This is a genomic window from Agrobacterium sp. M50-1 (assembly GCF_049843495.1).
GTDB classification, from domain to species: Bacteria; Pseudomonadota; Alphaproteobacteria; order Rhizobiales; family Rhizobiaceae; genus Agrobacterium; species Agrobacterium radiobacter.
Genome location: NZ_JBBHZH010000006.1, coordinates 321,900 through 339,003, shown reverse-complemented (window position 1 = coordinate 339,003; position 17,104 = coordinate 321,900). Strand labels below are relative to the sequence as shown.

The window sequence follows — 17,104 nt, the reverse complement described above, 5'->3', positions numbered from 1 at the left end:
CAAATGCCGTCAGGCAAGCCGTCGCGTTTCGGAAGCCGGCTTTGAATTTGCTAAACAATTCGATGTTTCAGAGGCATAGACAGACAACAAACCCTGCGATAACGTGGATTTAAGCCCTCCTGAGCAATTGTCACAACGTAACAATAAAGAGACGGCAAGGAACCCTTTGGCATGAGCGCAGGCGCAGATTTGCTCCGTATTGAAAATCTGCGGGTTTCGTTTTCTCTGATGGGCGGCACCATCGATGCCGTCAGGGGCACCAGTCTTCGCATTCTTCCGGGAAAAGTCACTGCTCTCGTCGGCGAGTCCGGCTCGGGAAAGTCCGTCATCGGCCAGACCATCATGGGCATTCATCCCAAGACGGCGCGCGTGGACGGCCGTGTGCTGTTCACCGATCCGGAAAATGCCGCAGCCGGCCCTATCGATCTGCTGCAACTGCCGAAAGACGGGCGGGAAATCCGCTCGATACGCGGAAACCGCATCGGCCTGATTTTTCAGGAACCGATGACGTCCTTTTCGCCGCTGCATACGATCGGCAACCAGATCGACGAGGCGCTCAGAATCCACAGCATCCTGTCGCCCGCCGAACGTGCGGAAAAAATGTATGAAACGCTCGACCTCGTTGGGTTTTCCAAACCCAAGAAGGTCGTGAACATGTATCCCTTCGAATTGTCGGGCGGCATGCGCCAGCGCGCCATGATTGCCATGGCGCTGATCTGTCGCCCCGCGCTCCTGATTGCCGACGAGCCGACGACGGCGCTTGATGTGACGATACAGGCGCAAATCCTCAAGCTCCTGCGTGATCTCCAGAGCCGGCTGAACATGAGCATGCTGCTCATCACCCACGATCTCGGCGTGGTGGCCAATATCGCCGATGAGGTCGCCGTGATCTATCAGGGTGAAATCATGGAGGCGGGCACGGTCGATGACATTTTCAAGTCGCCAAGCCATCCCTATCTCAAGGGCCTGATGGCCGCCGTGCCGCATTTCGACATGAAGCCCGGCGAAAGGCTGAAGGCGCTGCGCGAAATCAACATTGACCACGAAAGCCTTGTCGGCAAGAAGACCGCCGCGGTCAATAAAACCCCCGGCCCGCTCCTGACCGTGGACAATATCAGCAAGACCTTCACGACCCGCAAATCCAGCTGGTTCCGCAAGGGCGACGCCAACGCCACCAAGGCGGTCAACAGCGTCAGTTTTGAAATCCGCCGCGGAGAATGCCTCGGGCTGGTCGGCGAAAGCGGCAGCGGCAAGACCACCGTCAGCAAAATCCTCATGCGCGCCGTGCGCCCGGATGAAGGTTCGGTAACCTTTCATCGGCCCGAGGGCGATATCGATGTCCTCAATGCCAGGGATGGAGACCTCAAGGAGCTGCGGTCGAAGATACAGATGGTCTTTCAGGACCCGATATCATCGCTGTCTCCACGCATGACCGTTGGCAATATTCTGAGCGAGCCGCTCGAAATCCACGGACGGGGCGATGCGAAATACCGCGCGGAGAAAGTCCGCAATCTCGTCAGGGCTATCGGGCTTGGCGAAAGCGCGCTGAACCGTTACCCCCACAGTTTCTCCGGCGGACAGAGGCAGCGTATCGGTATCGCCAGAGCATTGGCGCTCGGACCCGAACTGCTGATCTGCGACGAACCCGTCTCCGCTCTCGACGTCTCCGTGCAGGCGCAAATTCTCAACCTGCTCAAGGATCTGCAAAAAGACCTCGGGCTTACCTATCTCTTCATCTCGCACAATCTGGCGGTGGTGGATTACATGGCCGACCGCGTGGCCGTGATGTGCGAGGGCCGCATCGTCGAGCTGGCCCCGCGGGAAATCATGATGCGCGCTCCCGTGCATCCCTATACCAAATCGCTGCTGGCGGCTGTGCCATTCCCCGATCTCGACCGTCCGCTCGATTTCCGCACCATCGGCAAGATCAGCGCGACGGGCAAATTCGACTGGGGCAAGCAGTTCCGGGACGAGGGTGATGGGGACATGATCTCCGCCGATCTGGGCGACGGCCATTTCGTTCTCGCAAACGGCAATGCCGACATCCGGGAGCTTCGCCCTTGATCACGCGCCGCACCACCCTTGCTTTGCTGGCCTCTGTCTTCCTGCCGGCCTATGCGCGAGCCGCCTATACCGACCCCGCCTATTTCAAGGAAAAACGGGAAAAGGGTGAATTGCCCGATGTGGCCGAGCGGCTGCCGAAAAACCCGCGCGTCATCGACATGAAAGCGCTTGGCCGTGAGCCGGGAAAACATGGCGGCTCTGTGCGCATGCTCATTGGCGGCCAGCGTGATATCAGGCTCATGCCGATCAGCAATTACGCCCGCCTTGTCGGTTATGACGAAAAATTCGAGCTTCATCCGGATATTCTGGAAAGCTACGAGGTTCAGGACGAACGCATTTTCACCTTCCAGCTGCGTGAGGGCCACAAATGGTCCGATGGCAGCGACTTCACCTCTGAGGATTTCCGCTATTTCTGGGAGGATGTCGCCCTCAACAAGGAAATCCACAAGGGCGGTCCCCCGATCGAACTTCTGGTCAATAACAAGCCGCCTCTGATCGAGGTCATTGACCAGCTGACGGTGCGTTACACCTGGGACGGCCCCAACCCGGATTTTCTGGCGAAGCTCGCGGCCGCCTCACCGGCGCGGCTGTTCCTGCCTGCCGCCTATATGAAGCAGTTCCACGTCAAATATCAGACTGCGGAAAACCTCGCCAAACTCATCAAGAAAAACAAGGCGGACGACTGGAGCGGGCTGCATATCAAGATGTCGCGGCAGGTGCGCCCGGAAAACCCAGCTCTGCCGACACTGGATGCCTGGCGCAACACAACCGCGCCGCCAGCCGAACAGTTCGTGTTCGAACGCAACCCCTATTATCATCGTGTCGACGAAAACGGCCTGCAATTGCCCTATCTCGACCGCTTCCTGCTGAACGTCACGTCGTCCGACATCATCTCGGCCAAGACGGCGTCCGGCGACAGCGACCTGCAATATTTCGGCCTCGATTTCGCCGACTACACCTTCTTGAAGGACGCGGAAAAGCGCTTTCCCCTGAAGGTCAACCTCTACAAGCGCTCACAGGGATCGCGCGTCGCGCTTCTTCCCAATCTGAATTGCGCCGATCCGGTCTGGCGCAGTGCTTTTCAGGACGTACGCGTGCGCCGTGCTTTGTCCCTTGCGATCAACCGGCACGAAATCAACATGGTATGTTTTTACGGGCTGGCGAAGGAGAGCGCCGATACCGTTCTGCCGGAAAGCCCGCTTTACCGGCAGGAATTTGCGGACGCCTGGAGCGCCTTCGACCGCGCAACCGCCAACAGGCTGCTCGATGAAGCCGGTCTCGACAAGCGCGACAGCGCCGGCCTTCGGCTCCTGCCGGATGGGCGTCCGGCCTATATCATCGTCGAGACGACTGGCGAAAGCACGCTCGAAACCGACGTGATGGAGCTGGTGACGGATCACTGGCGGCATATCGGTATTGCTGTTTCCGTGCGCCCCACCCAGCGCGATGTTTTCCGTAAACGCGCCATGGGCGGCGAGGTGCTGATGTCGGTATGGATGGGCATGGACAATGGTGTGCCGACACCTGATATGCTGCCTTCCGGCCTTGCGCCCACCGGTGACGACCAGCTGCAATGGCCGGTCTGGGGTGTGCATTATCTTTCTGGCGGCCGCGAGGGCAAGGAGCCCGATCTGCCGGAGGCGGCGCATCTGCTCGATCTCCTGAAAAAATGGCGCAGAAGCGTCACCGAACAGGAGCGCGAAGCCATCTGGCTGGAAATGCTGGGCATCTATACCCAGCAGGTGTTTTCCATCGGCATCGTCAACGGCGCGCTACAACCCGTCGTTCACGTCAAACGCATGCGAAATGTGCCGGACAAGGCGCTTTTCGGTTACGAGCCCACATCCTATCTCGGCGTCTATATGCCGGATAGCTTCTGGTATGACGGAGACGCCTGATATGCTGCGGTATATTTTAAAGCGCATCCTCGTCATGATCCCGACGCTGATCCTGATCTCGATGCTGGTTTTCACCATCATCGAATTGCCGCCGGGCGATTATTTCGAAAGCTATGTCGCCGAGCTGCGCGCCATGGGCGAGACGGCGAACCTTGCCGAAATCGAGGAGCTGCGCGTCCGTTACGGTTTCGACCAGCCGGCACCGATCCGCTATTTCCGCTGGGCGACAGGGATGCTGGTTGGCGATTTCGGTTATTCCTTCGAATATCAGCTGCCGGTCAGCGATGTGGTGGGAGACCGCCTGTGGCTGACGGTTCTGGTGTCCTTCGTCACCATCATCGTCACCTGGATCCTCGCTTTTCCAATCGGCATCTATTCCGCCACGCACAAATATAGCTGGGGTGACTACGGGCTTACCTTCCTCGGCCTGCTCGGCATCGCCATTCCCAATTTCATGCTGGCGTTGATCCTGATGTATTTTGCCAATATCTGGTTTGGCATCTCCATCGGCCATCTGATGGACCGGGAATATCTGAACCAGGCGATGAGCTGGGCGAAATTCAAATCGATCCTCGAACATATCTGGATCCCAGTCCTCATCATCGGAACGGCAGGTACGGCCGGCATGATCCGCCGCCTGCGCGCCAATCTGCTCGATGAATTGCAGAAACAGTATGTGGTGACGGCCCGGGCCAAGGGGCTTCATCCATTCAAGGTACTGACCAAATATCCGCTGCGCATGGCGCTGAATTTCTTCATCTCCGATATCGGTTCGATCCTGCCTGCGATCATATCAGGCGCGGAAATCACCGCCGTCGTCCTGTCGCTTGAAACCACCGGCCCGATGCTCATCAGGGCGTTGCAGAGCCAGGATATGTATCTGGCCGGTTCGTTCCTGATGTTCCTTGCTTTCCTGACGGTGATCGGCGTTCTGGTGTCGGATATCGCCCTTGCCATACTCGACCCGCGAATCCGCTTCGGAGGTGGTAACGTCAAATGACTTCATCCATTCCGAACCCCGGCGAAGCGCTGCCCCATTATGTCTCGACAGCGCCCTTCGACCCCTCGCTGATCGAACCCAACACGTCAGGAATGGCGGCCTTCAGCAAGGCCTCGCAGCTGCGTCTCATGTGGTGGCAGTTCCGCCAGCACAAGATCGCGGTCTGGTCCGGCGCTTTTCTGGTGGTGCTTTACCTTTCGATCCTGATCAGCGAGTTCCTCGCGCCCTATAATCTCCATACCCGCAATATCGAGCACATCTACGCCCCACCGCAGGCCATTCACCTGTTCAACGACGGAAAATTTGTCGGCCCCTTCGTTTACGGCCGGGAAATGACGCTCGACATGGACAATCTGAGGCGGGTCTATCGGGACGTGCCGACAGATATCCAGCCGCTGCGTTTCTTCTGCAAGGGCGATACCTATCGCTTCTGGGGCATGTTCGAGGGCAGGACCCATCTCGTTTGCCCGGCGGAAGGCGGTGAATTGTTCCTGCTCGGGACGGATCGTCTTGGCCGTGACGTGCTGTCCCGCATCATCTATGGCGCCCGCATTTCGCTGACGATCGGTCTTCTTGGCGTCGCCATGAGCTTCGTTCTCGGCATTGTGATCGGTGGTCTTGCGGGTTATCGCGGCGGCACCTTCGATCTGATTGTCCAGCGTGTGATTGAAGTCCTGCAATCCATCCCGAGCATTCCGCTGTGGCTGGCGCTTGCGGCCATCATGCCGGTGACGTGGAGCCCCATCCTCGTCTATCTCGGCATCACCATCATTCTCGGCATGCTGGACTGGACGGGGCTGGCGCGCGCCGTGCGCTCAAAACTGCTGGCGCTTCGCGAAGAAGACTATGTTTTGTCTGCACAATTGATGGGCGCGGGCACGCCGCGCATTATCGGCAGACACCTTATTCCCGGCTTTATGTCACACCTGATCGCCTCTGCCACATTGACAATTCCGGGCATGATCCTGGGCGAGACCGCACTGAGCTTTCTCGGGCTTGGTCTCAGACCACCGATCACAAGTTGGGGAATTCTGCTCACAGAGGCGCGCAGCGTCAGCGTCATTGCGCTATATCCGTGGCTTCTAATACCGACGATCCCGGTCGTTCTCGTCATTCTGGCCTTTAATTTCTTCGGTGACGGACTACGTGATGCTGCGGACCCCTTCAAATAAAATGGAATACGTCTTGATACACTGCCCTTCCGACGCCGCCTTCATCGTGAAAGGCAAAAAGAGGTCTGGCCCATGAGCTCCCGTTTGAACGACGCGCGCATTCTCATGTACAGCCATGATTCCTTCGGCCTCGGCCATCTGCGGCGGTGTCGCACGATTGCGCATGCTCTGGTGGAGGACTATCGCGGCCTCAACGTCCTCATCATTTCAGGTGCGACAATTGCCGGCGCCTTCGATTATCGCGCCCGCGTCGATTTCGTGAAAATCCCGAGCGTCATCAAACTGCGCAACGGTGAATATACCTCGATGGACAGGCATATCGATCTTCAGGAAACGCTGAAGATGCGCCGCTCCATCATCTATCACACCGCTGAAAGCTTCCAGCCGGATATCTTCATCGTCGACAAGGAGCCCATGGGCCTGCGCGGCGAGGTGGAGGAAACGCTCGCCTATCTCAAGGGACAGGGCACCAAGCTCGTCATCGGCCTGCGCGACGTCATGGATGCGCCGCAGCTGCTCGAAGCGGAGTGGAAGCGCAACAATGTCATGACAAAGATCGGCCAGTTTTACGACCATGTCTGGATCTATGGCCCGCCGGATTTCCACGACCCGCTGACGGGGCTCGATGTTCCTAACACCGTGCGCGACAAGATGGATTTCGTCGGTTTCCTGCAGCGGTCGAAAACACAGGCGGAAACCGTGGCGCACCGGCCGGAAGGCGATTATCTTCTCATCACCACCGGAGGCGGCGGTGATGGCAGCGAATTGATCGATGACGTCATCAACGCCTATCGCCATGACAGCGAACTGACGCATAAGGCGCTGGTGGTGCTCGGCCCCTATATGCCGGCGGATCAGCGCCAGCGCTTCATGAACAGCGTCGCCGATATCCCGCATATCGAGATCATCGAGTTCGACAATCGCATGGAAGATCTCGTCGCCGGCGCGCAGGCCGTTGTTTCCATGGGCGGATACAACACCGTCTGCGAGATATTGTCTTTCGACAAACCCGCCCTCGTCGTGCCGCGCACGGTGCCGCGCGAAGAGCAGCTTATCCGCGCCAGCCGCGCCTCGGAGCTTGGCCTTTTCGACATGCTTCTACCGGAAGACGCCGAAAATCCGGCAAAGATGGCAGCAGCTCTGAAGGCACTGCCAAACCGCGCGCCGCCTTCCGTCAATGCGCGCGGGCTGAAGCTGGATGGTCTGGAAAACATATCGCGCCGGATCGCCGAATGGCTGCCGCCCGAGGGCGACAAGGCGCCGATCACGCTAACCGCGTGACCGGTTCCCCGACAAACACCACTTCAAAAGAGACACGCGCAACGTGACCGATACAAAAAAAATCGTGGTGCTCCTCAAGGGCTATCCGCGCCTGTCCGAGACATTCATAGCTCAGGAGCTTCTCGGGCTGGAAAAGGCCGGCCTGAAGCTCGAACTCATGTCGATGCGCCGACCCACGGACAAGAAGCGCCATCCCGTTCACGATGAAATCCGCGCGCCCGTTACCTATTTGCCGGAGTATCTGCACGAGGAACCGCTGCGCGTTCTGAGGGCGCTATGGGCCTGCCGCAAAAAGCCGGGCTTCACCAAAGCGCTTCGCCGCTTTTTCAGCGACCTGCCGCATGACCTCAGCCGCAACCGCTTCCGCCGTTTCGGGCAGGCCGCGGTGCTCGCACATGAATGGCCGGACGATGCCGAATGGCTGCACGTTCACTTCATCCACACGCCCGCCTCGGTCGCTGCTTATACCCATCTGATGACAGGCACGCCCTGGACGATCTCGGCGCACGCGAAGGACATCTGGACCTCGAACGACCGCGACCTTGCCGCCAAGCTGCAAAGCGCACGCTGGGCTGTGACCTGCACCGCCGGCGGTTTTCAGCATCTGCAGACCCTTTCCGGGGCTAAGAAGAATGTGCATCTGAGCTATCACGGGCTGGATCTTACCCGCTTCCCGCATTTCAAGACACCGCGTCCGGTAAGGGACGGATCGAACGCCGATGATCCTGTCAGGATTTTAAGCGTCGGCCGAGCCGTCAAGAAAAAGGGCATCGATATTCTGCTGCGCGCGCTCGCCTCGCTTCCCCAGAATATCCATTGGCGTTTCACCCATATCGGCGGCGGCGATGAACTCGCCGCACTGAAGAAACTTGCCGACGAACTCGGCATTGCCGACAGGATCGTCTGGACCGGGGCGATGGACCAGAAACAGGTATTGGAAAACTACCGGGAGGCGGACCTCTTCGCCCTTGCCTGCCGCATCACCAGCGATGGCGACCGCGATGGCCTTCCCAATGTGCTGGTCGAGGCCGCGAGCCAGGCGCTGACCTGCATCTCCACCAACATATCGGGCATCCCGGAATTCTTCGTCAGCGGTGAAAACGGCCTGTTGACGGAACCGGACAATCCGGCCGCTTTTGCAGAGGCGCTGCGCATGGCCATCACCGATCCGCAATTGCGCCAGCGTCTTGGCAGCGCCGCCGAAAACCGTGTGCGCACCGCCTTCGACCATCGCACCAGCATTGCCGAACTGAAGGCCCTGTTCGAGACCGAGTGGGAAAAAACGCCATGACCGATACGGAAAAACGCCCCTGCGTCTTCTTTTACGTGCAGCATCTTCTCGGCATCGGCCATATCGCCCGCGCCAGCCGCGTTGCCAACGCCCTGCAGGCGGACGGTTTTGATGTGGTTCTGGTGACGGGCGGCACCCCGGTCCCGGGCTTTCCGGGCGAAGGCATCCGCCATGTCGAATTGCCGCCCATCGCCGTCAGCGACGGCAGCTTTGCCGGCCTGGTCGACAGTTCCGGCAAACCGGTGGATGACGACTTCAAGAAGCTTAGAACCGATATGCTGATCGGGGCCTATCACGGCGCCAAACCCGATATCGTTGTCATCGAGGCTTTTCCTTTTGGCCGAAGACAGGTGCGTTTCGAATTGATGCCGCTTCTCCGTGAGATTGAGGACAGCGAACCGCGCCCTCTCGTCATGGCGTCGCTGCGCGATATTCTCCAGGAAAAAACCAAACCGGGACGGGACGAAGAGACCGTGTCGCTGGTGAAGAAACATTTCGACGCGGTGCTCGTCCATGGCGATCCGGATTTCGCCCGGCTGGAAGACACCTTTCCGCTTGCTGGCGAAATCAGCCAGCGCATCGTCTATACCGGCCTCGTCGCTCCCCTTCCGCCGCCGGAACCGGCGGAAAAATTCGATATCGTGGTTTCCGCGGGCGGCGGCGCAGTGGGTGCCACACTCATACGGGCTGCTTTGGAGGCCGCCCCTCTGCTTGATGGCATCAAGAACTGGTGCCTCGTAACCGGTCCAAACATGCCGCAGGCGGATTTCGATGCGATCTCGGCACAGGCGACCGAGAATGTGTCCGTCTTCCGTTTCCGCAAGGATTTCGCAAGTTTGCTCGCCGGGGCACGGCTTTCGATTTCACAGGCCGGTTACAATACCGTCTGCGATATTCTTCAGGCAAAATGCCGCTCGCTTCTGATCCCCTTCGCGGCCGGGGGCGAAACCGAACAGAGCGCCCGTGCCGAACGGTTGGCGCGGCTGGGGCTGGCGCATGTGCTGGAGGAAAAGGATATTTCCGCGCAAGCGATGGCCGATGCCATCAAGGCGACGATGGCCTTGCCGGCACCCGGCACGGTCACGCTCGATCTCGATGGCGCGGCCGGAACGGCTAGAGCGCTGCGCCGCCTCTATGATGAGCGGTGAGGATCGTCTTCAACTCGCGAACCGCCGCCTCATCGGTAACCTTACGCCCTGCGCCGGTGAAGCCTAGCTTCGCCACCCTGCTGTCGGGATCATAGGCCGGAACGGCGGAACAGGATGCGTGGATTTCCGTGATCGGGAAGCGATCCAGCAATGTCTGAACGCTCTGCGGACGCACGCCAGCACCGGGCATGATGACGATCCGGCCTGCGGCCACCTCGGACAGGTGCGCCAGAGCCTCCATCCCCTCAAGCGCTGAACGCGCGCCACCGGAAGTGAGAATTCTTGGAAACCCCAATGCGATGGCGGCTTCCAGCGCCTCTTCCATGTCAGGCACGACATCGAAAGCCCGATGCAGCGTCACATCCAGCCCGTCGGCATGACTGCGCAGTTCTTCCAGCAAGGCAATATCGAGTGAACCATCGCCACGCGACGCGCCAAGCACCACGCCGGAAAGGCCTGCAGCACGCGCCGCATCGATGTCGCGTTTCATCACATCCGCTTCGTCGCGTGTGAACACGAAATCACCGGCGCGCGGCCTGATCATGACGCTCACCGGCAACCCGCAGGACGCCGCGCGTTGCATGAAACCCGCCGATGGCGTCACACCGCCGCCCGACAGCGCCGCACAGAGCTCGATGCGATCGGCCCCGCCGCTGACCGCCGCTTCCAGACCGGCGACATCGTCCACACAAATCTCGAGAATCATCGTAACCTCTTTCATTTGGGTGGCCGTTACCTGCGGCGGCCCTTTCCATCAAGCGCGTAAAGCATATAAACGCCGCCGAGCCCCACGATTGCTCCCAATATGGAAGTTCCCGAATAGCTGGAGACCAGGGTTCCAACGGCAAAAATCAACGCACCCAGACCAGCCCCGAGGAAGATATTGACGGCGATCAGCGAGCTTCCGAGCCCCGGCCGGTCCGCGATCAATTCCTGCAGGTAGGTAATGGGAATGCTGATGATCGCGGCAGCGCCCAGCGCACTGATGACCGTCTGCGCGTAAATATGCCACGGCGCGGAAGCAAGCCCCTGCAGGATGAGATAGATGGCATAAAGCCCCGCTCCCGCCGCAAGTGTCAGCGTTTGCGGAACCTTCTTCTCGATCCAGCCCCAGAGGAGAATGAAGACGATTTCCAGCGCAGCGACGATACCCGCAACAATACCGATATCCGCCACCGTGCCCTTGGCCTGTCCGGTTATGATAAGCGAGCGCACGGAATCGTTGAGATGCAGCATCGAGCAGATAAGCGCGATGGCGATGATCCTGAGCAGCACCCGCCGTGATCCGATTTCCGCAAGCGAGGCGCGCAGGCCGAACCGCGCCTCGGTATTTACCGATGCCGGCGTGGCGGCCCGCGGCAGACAAAAGGCGACGAGCAGAAAGCAGACAAGCGCGCAGATGCCCGAAAACAGGAAAGCCATCAGCATATTGCCGGAATTCACCAGAAAAACACCGACAATACCAGGCACCAGCACCCAGGAAAGCGAGATGGTCGCCCGCATGATCGAATTCACCGCGATCATCTCACCCGTCGAAAGGTTGCGCGCGTCGGCGCGCACATGCGCGAAGATCAACGAATTCATCGCCCCGAAAATCGGCAGAAGCACCAGCTTCGCCGCGATGAAGGCAGTGGCGTTGCCAGCCAGATAAACCAGCAGATAACCGCTGACGCCAAAGAGTGCGATATAGAGCATTGGCTTGCGATATTCGCCCAGCCTGTCGGCGACGATGCCCATCAGCACGCTGGCGCTGACATTGATGACGGCGGCAAACAGCATCAACAGCGAATAGACGCTGTTGCTCAGCCCGATTTCGCGAATGCCGATGACCGCCTGATAGGGGGCGGTCGCCGCATTCGAAAACCCGAAAAACAGGATGGCGAGCGCCCCGATGCGGATCGACGGATTATTGATGACGATGGAAAGAGCCGACGGCATGGAGATTCGCCTGAGATGATCCGGCACCGCCGGATCGCTGGGTAAAAAGCTACCGGACCGCTGTCATCGCCAGCGGGCCGAAAGGATGGGTTGGGGGGTATAGTCGAAATGCGGCTTCCATGGGTAAAAATCGCCATCCCGGCGGCGATTGGGAAGATTTTCGATATCCTGATTGATAACCCCTTCCGTCAGCGCCATGAGGTTGGGATTGGCGATCGGTGCAAGTTCCGGTGAAAGATAACCGGACTTGACGACCAGCAGCCCCACGTCCTTTGGATTAAAGCCGAGACGGGTGAAATCCGAAATCATATGATAAGGCCTGCGCCGCGCCGCCAGAATGACCGTGATGCCACCGATGGCGACCACCGCCTGCCGCTCTTCCGCAGCACCTGGGTCGTCCAGTTTCACAACGCGGGCCTCGACGGTGACAGACGCGCTCTGCGGATCGAGACTGCCGCCGATCTCCAGGGAAAGTGTTGCACCTTCGCCGGCCGCAAAACAGGCTTCGACCGCCGGCCGGTCTGTGATGCCGCCCAGCAGCGCACCCTGCCAGTGGCGCGCAATCAGCGCAGCCAGAACATCGGCGCGATCGCCAACCCCGCCACCGGTCGGATTATCGCCCGAGTCGGCGAGAATGATCGGTCGCGTTGCCGTGTTTTCGGCAATATCCAGGATGGCCTCAAGCGGCTCGGTCACGGGGCCGAAACGAAAGTCCTGCCGGGCATTCCAGTAGGATTGCGCGATCTCGGTCGCGACCGCCTGTGCTGCCGCTTTGTCCGTTCCCGTCACGACGGCGCAGGCCGTTGCCCGGGGTTCATCGGCCCAGACGTAACCGATCATGAAATTCGCATCCCAAATGCCGGGTAGTGCATCGTGATCCGGCAGAACCGCATAAAGGCTTTTGGCAGGCTCATCTTCCGTGGAGGTCTTCTCACCTGGCAGCAGAACCGGAATTTTCGCCCATACCACGCCGGGCTTTTCGCCGGTCTTCAGGGCCTTCAGCAGCATCGTCCAGGCCCGCACCATCGTTTCGCGCACGTCGATATGCGGCGCAGTTCGGTAGCCGGCAAATATGTCGAGCTGGTCGATGATCGTCTGGCTGACATTACCATGCAGATCGTAGCTCGCGGAAACGATTACATCCGGGCCCACCACAGCGCGCGCGCTGGAAATCCAGTCTCCTTCCGCATCGTCCATGCCTTCGACATTCATCGCGCCGTGCATGGCGAGATAAAGCCCGTCAAGCGGCAGCGCGGCCTTCAGACGTTCAAGGAATTCCCGCTTGAACGCGTCATAGGCCGCACGCGACACCGGTCCGCCCGGCACCGCACGCGCATGCAGAAGCGGCAGCACGTCTGCCACGCCCTCACCGAGGAAATTGAAATACTCAGCCTCCAGCAGTTCGACGCCGCGAAAGACACGAAAATCTTCCTGCCCCATCAGCACCGGCGAATAGGTGCTGCATTCGGTATGAATTCCACCAACGGCAATACGCATGTCGGTTTCCCCTCAATAAACCGGGCTCAAGGGGACGATGGCGGAAAAACGCAGCCAGTCCTTCTGCGCCTTTGGTGTCCACGCCGCCTCGGCGATGGCCGGCAGCCTCGGGAAAACCAGATGGTTGAAATAGGCACGGTTGAGGAAGTGTTCCGACCAGATGCAGGCCTGAACGCCCTTCATCCGCTCCTTCAACTCCTCGGGAAATTCGCCGACGGCTTCATAGGCATAAGTATGCGAAGGCGGAACGGTGCCGGCCCAGCTTGCGCCCGGCTCCTGCCAGGCTTCATCCTGCACCATGTCCAGATAATAGGCCTGACCCGGCGTCATAACCACGTCGTAACCCTGGCGCGCAAGCTCAAGCCCAACTTCCGGCTTCTGCCATGCCATCAGCAACGTTCCGGCCGGATCGACACCACCACCATGGGAAACTTCGTCCCAGCCGGCAAGCTGGCGGCCGCGCTCATGCAGCATCCCCTGAATACGTTTCATGAAATAGGACTGGATGCCGAAGGTGCCATCCAGCCCCTCCTTTTCCATCAGCGCCTTGGCAAGCGGCGAGGCGAGCCACGACCCATCCGCGACCTCGTCGCCGCCAATATGGATCAGCCGCGACGGGAAGAGCTCAACCATCTCGTCGAATATCTTGCCGAGGAACTCATAAGTGGGCTCAATGGCCGGGTTCAGCGCATTATTGGGATATCCCTGCACAGAGCGGTAACTGTCCGGCGCTTCCTGCCCGTCCGTCAGTTCCGGATAGGCGACAAGAGCCGCCGTACTGTGGCCGGGAATATCGACTTCCGGCACGATTTCGATATTCAATGCCGCCGCATGCGCGACGACCATGCGCACATCGTCCTGCGTGTAATAGCCGGACACGGGTTCAGCCCCGTTACCGAGCTGCGGCAGAAGCGGCGCATCCGGACCGCGGGTTGCCCCAACGCTGGTCAACAGCGGATAGGCCTTGATTTCGAGCCGCCATGCCTCGTCATCCGTCAGATGCCAATGGAAGCGGTTCATGCGCAGCCATGCGAGAATATCGATAAGCCGCAGGACATCGCCTGTCGGATAGAATTGCCGCGAAACATCGAGATGGCAGCCACGCCAGCTATAACGCGGCGCATCGCTAATGGCGCCGGAGGCCGGGAAGCGAAATTTGGGGTCGATGCGCGCGCCATGCAGCAACTGCGCCAGAACCGTCAGGCCATATTGCAGACCGGCAGCGGCCGAATATTCCACGACAACTGCTTCTTTGGAAAAGCTGAGGCGATAACCTTCCGCTTCCAGCCCGCTATGCTGCTTGAAACGAAGCGGTTTTCCCTCATGAACCGGCGCAAGGCTGAAAGGCACATGGCCAACGGCAAAAAGCCGGCGGAACAGCGAAAGCACGGCTTCCACTGCAAGCACTTCTTCTGCGCTCGCATCTTCCGCCGGGAAGAGCGCGACGGGAAAACCCTCGCCTGGTTCGGCGTCAATTTCAGCGGGCCAGGGCTGGATGGAGAAGGGCAAATCGAGCTTTCCCTCGGGAAGCAATACCGGTGCGGGTTCGCTGTGACGCCCATCCAGCATCAGGTCACCGACATCAACGGCGCGATGCGTTCCATCGGCAAGGCTGATATAGGCGGATTTCGCGCCATCCGTGCGATGCCTGGCCGGCCGCAGCAGGCCATCGACGGTGAAGCGCCAGGATTTTCCCGGCTCCAGCATAAAGCCCGGCGGCGGTGCAAATTCATGGAAATTGGCGTTGCGGCGCAGATAAACGGCATTGCCGCACACCGGCTTGTCCACCGTACGCGTCAGCGACGTGTAAACAATACGGAAATCCTTCAGCGGCGCGCCGGAAAGATTGACGAGGGTGAAGGTAAAGCCGCCCGATGCGGACTCTGCGAGCGGATGCCAAGAATTTTCAAGACGATATTGTGCGAGCGCCATGATGCTCCCCTTTATTGCGCATTGAACCGGTGAGACGGTTTTGATCAGTAGTGTTCGGATTGCGAGAAAGTCCGGGCAAGCGGTGCCTGCCCTGCCGTGAGACCACAATCAACCGGCAGGCACACGCCGCTGATGGCGGCGGCCTGCGGACTGGCGAGGAAAGCGACCGCATTGGCCACATCTTCGGGCCGCACGATCCGCTGCAGCGGATACCAGTGCTTTGCCTCCTCAAAGACCTGAGGATTGACGGCGGCCCGCGCCTCCCATGCCTGCGTGCGCACGGTGCCCGGCGCAACGGCGTTGGAGCGGATACCGAATTTGCCGTATTCGACAGCGATCAGCTTCGTCAGATGGATCAACCCGGCCTTCGCCGCGCTGTAGGCCGGGTGGCCGAATACCGCCATGCCATTGACAGACGTGATGTTGACCACCGACCCTTGCGTCCGCTTCAGCGCGTCCTCGAAAGCCCTGAAGCAGAGAAACGGCGCTTCGAGATTGAGGGCATTATCCTTGCGCCATATATCGGCGGTCGTGTCATGCAGGCTGACGGCCCTTGCGGCACCCGCATTGTTGATGAGGGTCGCAACATCGCCCAGTTCCGCAACCTCAGCGGCCAGCCTCGCAAGGTCCTGCGGATCGGTGACATCGCAGGTTTTCGCAACGAAATGCGGACCGGAAAGCAGGGATAGCGCGCCCGAAAGAGCGTCGGAATCGATATCGACCAACACTACCTTTGCATGGCTTTCAGCGAGCGCCACGGCAATTGCCCGGCCAATATCACCTGCTGCGCCGGTAACGACGGCGAGCTGATCTTTCCTGTCCTTCATCTCCTACCACTCCCTTGAAGCTTTCCGACCCGCCAAAAAGCCGGGTTTCAGGCAAAGCAGCCTGTATTTTTCGGCATACCGCCCTCAATCACCGAGCAATTGCTTGTCATCCGGGTCACGGTGTTCCACGAGCTGCTGCTTGATGTGACGCAAAGTCACCATCGATCGTTGCCGTTGATGATAAGCAGCAAGCGTCGCCAGAACATCGACGGCGGCCAGATAGGCGTAGCGCGATGAGGTGGGGCGGAAGATATTGTTTCCCTCGGGTACATTGACGGCCACCACCATGTCGGCGGCCGCAGCGACAGGCGTGTCACTCTGGGTGAGCGCAATGGTGGTTACCCCCATTTCCCGCGCCAGCCTGAAACATTTCACCAGTTCCATGTTGCGGCCGGAAAAGGACGAACCGATGATGACGTCTTCCTTGCGCGCTGCAGCCGTCATCATCAGCTGCATGCTGTGATCGGCGCTGGTCGAAACACGCAGGCCAAGGCGGAACAGCCGGTTCTGGATTTCCGAAGCGATCATCGAGGAATTGCCGCCTGCGCCGAAAGCATAGATCATGCCGCTATTGGCGATCCTGATCGCCGCTTCATCGGCAAGGGCGGGATCGAGCGTCCTGTGCAGCAGGAAAAGCGCTTCCTGCGCCTTGGCAAGCACCTCTTCCGCAACATCCGAGGGACCAGTGCTGGACGGTTCGGAGGTGAGGTATCGGATACCCACATAGGCGGTCTTGGCGAGGCTGACCTTGAAATCTGAAAAGCTCTGGCAGCCGAGACGCCGGCAGAACCGCGTCACCGTCGGCGGAGACACTTCGGCCCGGGCCGCAAGCTCGATGATCGAGGCATTGACGGCGAATTCGAAGTCCGAAACCAGAATATCGGCGATCCGCCGTTCCGATTGCGAGAACTGCCCCTTGTCTTCCTGTATCCTTGCGAAAATATCCATGCTCATCGGTCTCCGTTCCGCCAAAACTTAAAGCCTGGCCCTGTTACCGATGCACCCTAATAAAGCGCGCCCGTCAACCGCATAGACCCCTGAATCGACCTTGTTTCG

Annotated in this window: 13 protein-coding genes; 7 read left to right on the top strand and 6 right to left on the bottom strand. The window is 59.5% G+C overall.

The genetic code is table 11. The features are described from left to right. The first annotated feature begins 171 nt into the window (after positions 1 to 171). The 7 genes from WDZ78_RS16670 (at position 172) to WDZ78_RS16640 (ending at position 9,854) form a co-directional block, all read left to right on the top strand. Positions 172 to 2,064 carry an ABC transporter ATP-binding protein gene (locus tag WDZ78_RS16670; RefSeq protein ID WP_020010919.1) on the top strand — a complete coding sequence of 631 codons (1,893 nt, stop codon included), beginning with the start codon at positions 172 to 174 and terminating at the stop codon, positions 2,062 to 2,064. Continuing rightward, positions 2,061 to 3,962 (top strand): ABC transporter substrate-binding protein, encoded by a 1,902-nt coding sequence (locus tag WDZ78_RS16665; protein ID WP_425673631.1) that lies wholly within the window; start codon positions 2,061 to 2,063, stop codon positions 3,960 to 3,962. Before WDZ78_RS16670 ends, WDZ78_RS16665 begins: the two co-directional genes overlap by 4 nt. A gap of 1 nt (position 3,963) precedes the next feature. Then, the gene (locus WDZ78_RS16660; RefSeq protein ID WP_026363773.1) at positions 3,964 to 4,962 is read left to right on the top strand and encodes an ABC transporter permease; all 999 of its coding nucleotides are present in this window, start codon (positions 3,964 to 3,966) and stop codon (positions 4,960 to 4,962) included. Then, entirely contained in the window at positions 4,959 to 6,134 is a 1,176-nt protein-coding gene (locus WDZ78_RS16655) for an ABC transporter permease (protein ID WP_020010916.1), read from the top strand. The genes WDZ78_RS16660 and WDZ78_RS16655 overlap by 4 nt, the downstream gene beginning before the upstream one ends. Positions 6,135 to 6,206: 72 nt before the next feature. Beyond that, positions 6,207 to 7,415 (top strand): glycosyltransferase family protein, encoded by a 1,209-nt coding sequence (locus WDZ78_RS16650; protein WP_020010915.1) that lies wholly within the window; start codon positions 6,207 to 6,209, stop codon positions 7,413 to 7,415. 43 nt (positions 7,416 to 7,458) lie between these two features. Then, the gene (locus tag WDZ78_RS16645; protein WP_425673630.1) at positions 7,459 to 8,706 is read left to right on the top strand and encodes a glycosyltransferase family 4 protein; all 1,248 of its coding nucleotides are present in this window, start codon (positions 7,459 to 7,461) and stop codon (positions 8,704 to 8,706) included. Beyond that, a complete protein-coding gene (locus WDZ78_RS16640; protein WP_425673629.1) occupies positions 8,703 to 9,854 on the top strand; it encodes a glycosyltransferase family protein in 1,152 nt (383 codons plus the stop codon). Before WDZ78_RS16645 ends, WDZ78_RS16640 begins: the two co-directional genes overlap by 4 nt. Here WDZ78_RS16640 and WDZ78_RS16635 read toward each other — a convergent pair. The 6 genes from WDZ78_RS16635 to WDZ78_RS16610 form a co-directional block, all read right to left on the bottom strand. Continuing rightward, a complete protein-coding gene (locus WDZ78_RS16635; RefSeq protein WP_425673628.1) occupies positions 9,820 to 10,560 on the bottom strand; it encodes a copper homeostasis protein CutC in 741 nt (246 codons plus the stop codon). The genes WDZ78_RS16640 and WDZ78_RS16635 overlap by 35 nt on opposite strands. Positions 10,561 to 10,586: 26 nt before the next feature. Next, positions 10,587 to 11,792: an MFS transporter gene (locus WDZ78_RS16630; RefSeq protein ID WP_425673627.1), complete on the bottom strand. Its 1,206-nt coding sequence runs from the start codon at positions 11,790 to 11,792 to the stop codon at positions 10,587 to 10,589. Positions 11,793 to 11,855: 63 nt separating this feature from the next. Continuing rightward, a complete protein-coding gene (locus WDZ78_RS16625) occupies positions 11,856 to 13,289 on the bottom strand; it encodes a M81 family metallopeptidase (protein ID WP_425673626.1) in 1,434 nt (477 codons plus the stop codon). A gap of 12 nt (positions 13,290 to 13,301) precedes the next feature. Further along, entirely contained in the window at positions 13,302 to 15,221 is a 1,920-nt protein-coding gene (locus tag WDZ78_RS16620; protein ID WP_425673625.1) for a beta-N-acetylhexosaminidase, read from the bottom strand. Between the two features lie 44 nt (positions 15,222 to 15,265). Beyond that, complete coding sequence (locus tag WDZ78_RS16615; RefSeq protein WP_425673624.1) at positions 15,266 to 16,048, bottom strand: SDR family oxidoreductase; 783 nt, start codon at positions 16,046 to 16,048, stop codon at positions 15,266 to 15,268. Positions 16,049 to 16,132: 84 nt separating this feature from the next. Then, positions 16,133 to 16,996 carry a MurR/RpiR family transcriptional regulator gene (locus WDZ78_RS16610; RefSeq protein ID WP_425673623.1) on the bottom strand — a complete coding sequence of 288 codons (864 nt, stop codon included), beginning with the start codon at positions 16,994 to 16,996 and terminating at the stop codon, positions 16,133 to 16,135. Between the last annotated feature and the right edge of the window lie 108 nt (positions 16,997 to 17,104).

What these genes read in the sequence shown, in the direction of transcription:
- WDZ78_RS16670 (WP_020010919.1), top strand. Translation starts at nt 172, where the DNA reads ATGAGCGCAGGCGCAGATTTGCTCCGTATTGAAAATCTGCGGGTTTCG.
- WDZ78_RS16660 (WP_026363773.1), top strand. Translation starts at nt 3,964, where the DNA reads ATGCTGCGGTATATTTTAAAGCGCATCCTCGTCATGATCCCGACGCTG.
- WDZ78_RS16655 (WP_020010916.1), top strand. Translation starts at nt 4,959, where the DNA reads ATGACTTCATCCATTCCGAACCCCGGCGAAGCGCTGCCCCATTATGTC.
- WDZ78_RS16650 (WP_020010915.1), top strand. Translation starts at nt 6,207, where the DNA reads ATGAGCTCCCGTTTGAACGACGCGCGCATTCTCATGTACAGCCATGAT.
- WDZ78_RS16640 (WP_425673629.1), top strand. Translation starts at nt 8,703, where the DNA reads ATGACCGATACGGAAAAACGCCCCTGCGTCTTCTTTTACGTGCAGCAT.
- WDZ78_RS16635 (WP_425673628.1), bottom strand. Translation starts at nt 10,560, where the DNA reads ATGATTCTCGAGATTTGTGTGGACGATGTCGCCGGTCTGGAAGCGGCG.
- WDZ78_RS16630 (WP_425673627.1), bottom strand. Translation starts at nt 11,792, where the DNA reads ATGCCGTCGGCTCTTTCCATCGTCATCAATAATCCGTCGATCCGCATC.
- WDZ78_RS16625 (WP_425673626.1), bottom strand. Translation starts at nt 13,289, where the DNA reads ATGCGTATTGCCGTTGGTGGAATTCATACCGAATGCAGCACCTATTCG.
- WDZ78_RS16620 (WP_425673625.1), bottom strand. Translation starts at nt 15,221, where the DNA reads ATGGCGCTCGCACAATATCGTCTTGAAAATTCTTGGCATCCGCTCGCA.
- WDZ78_RS16615 (WP_425673624.1), bottom strand. Translation starts at nt 16,048, where the DNA reads ATGAAGGACAGGAAAGATCAGCTCGCCGTCGTTACCGGCGCAGCAGGT.
- WDZ78_RS16610 (WP_425673623.1), bottom strand. Translation starts at nt 16,996, where the DNA reads ATGGATATTTTCGCAAGGATACAGGAAGACAAGGGGCAGTTCTCGCAA.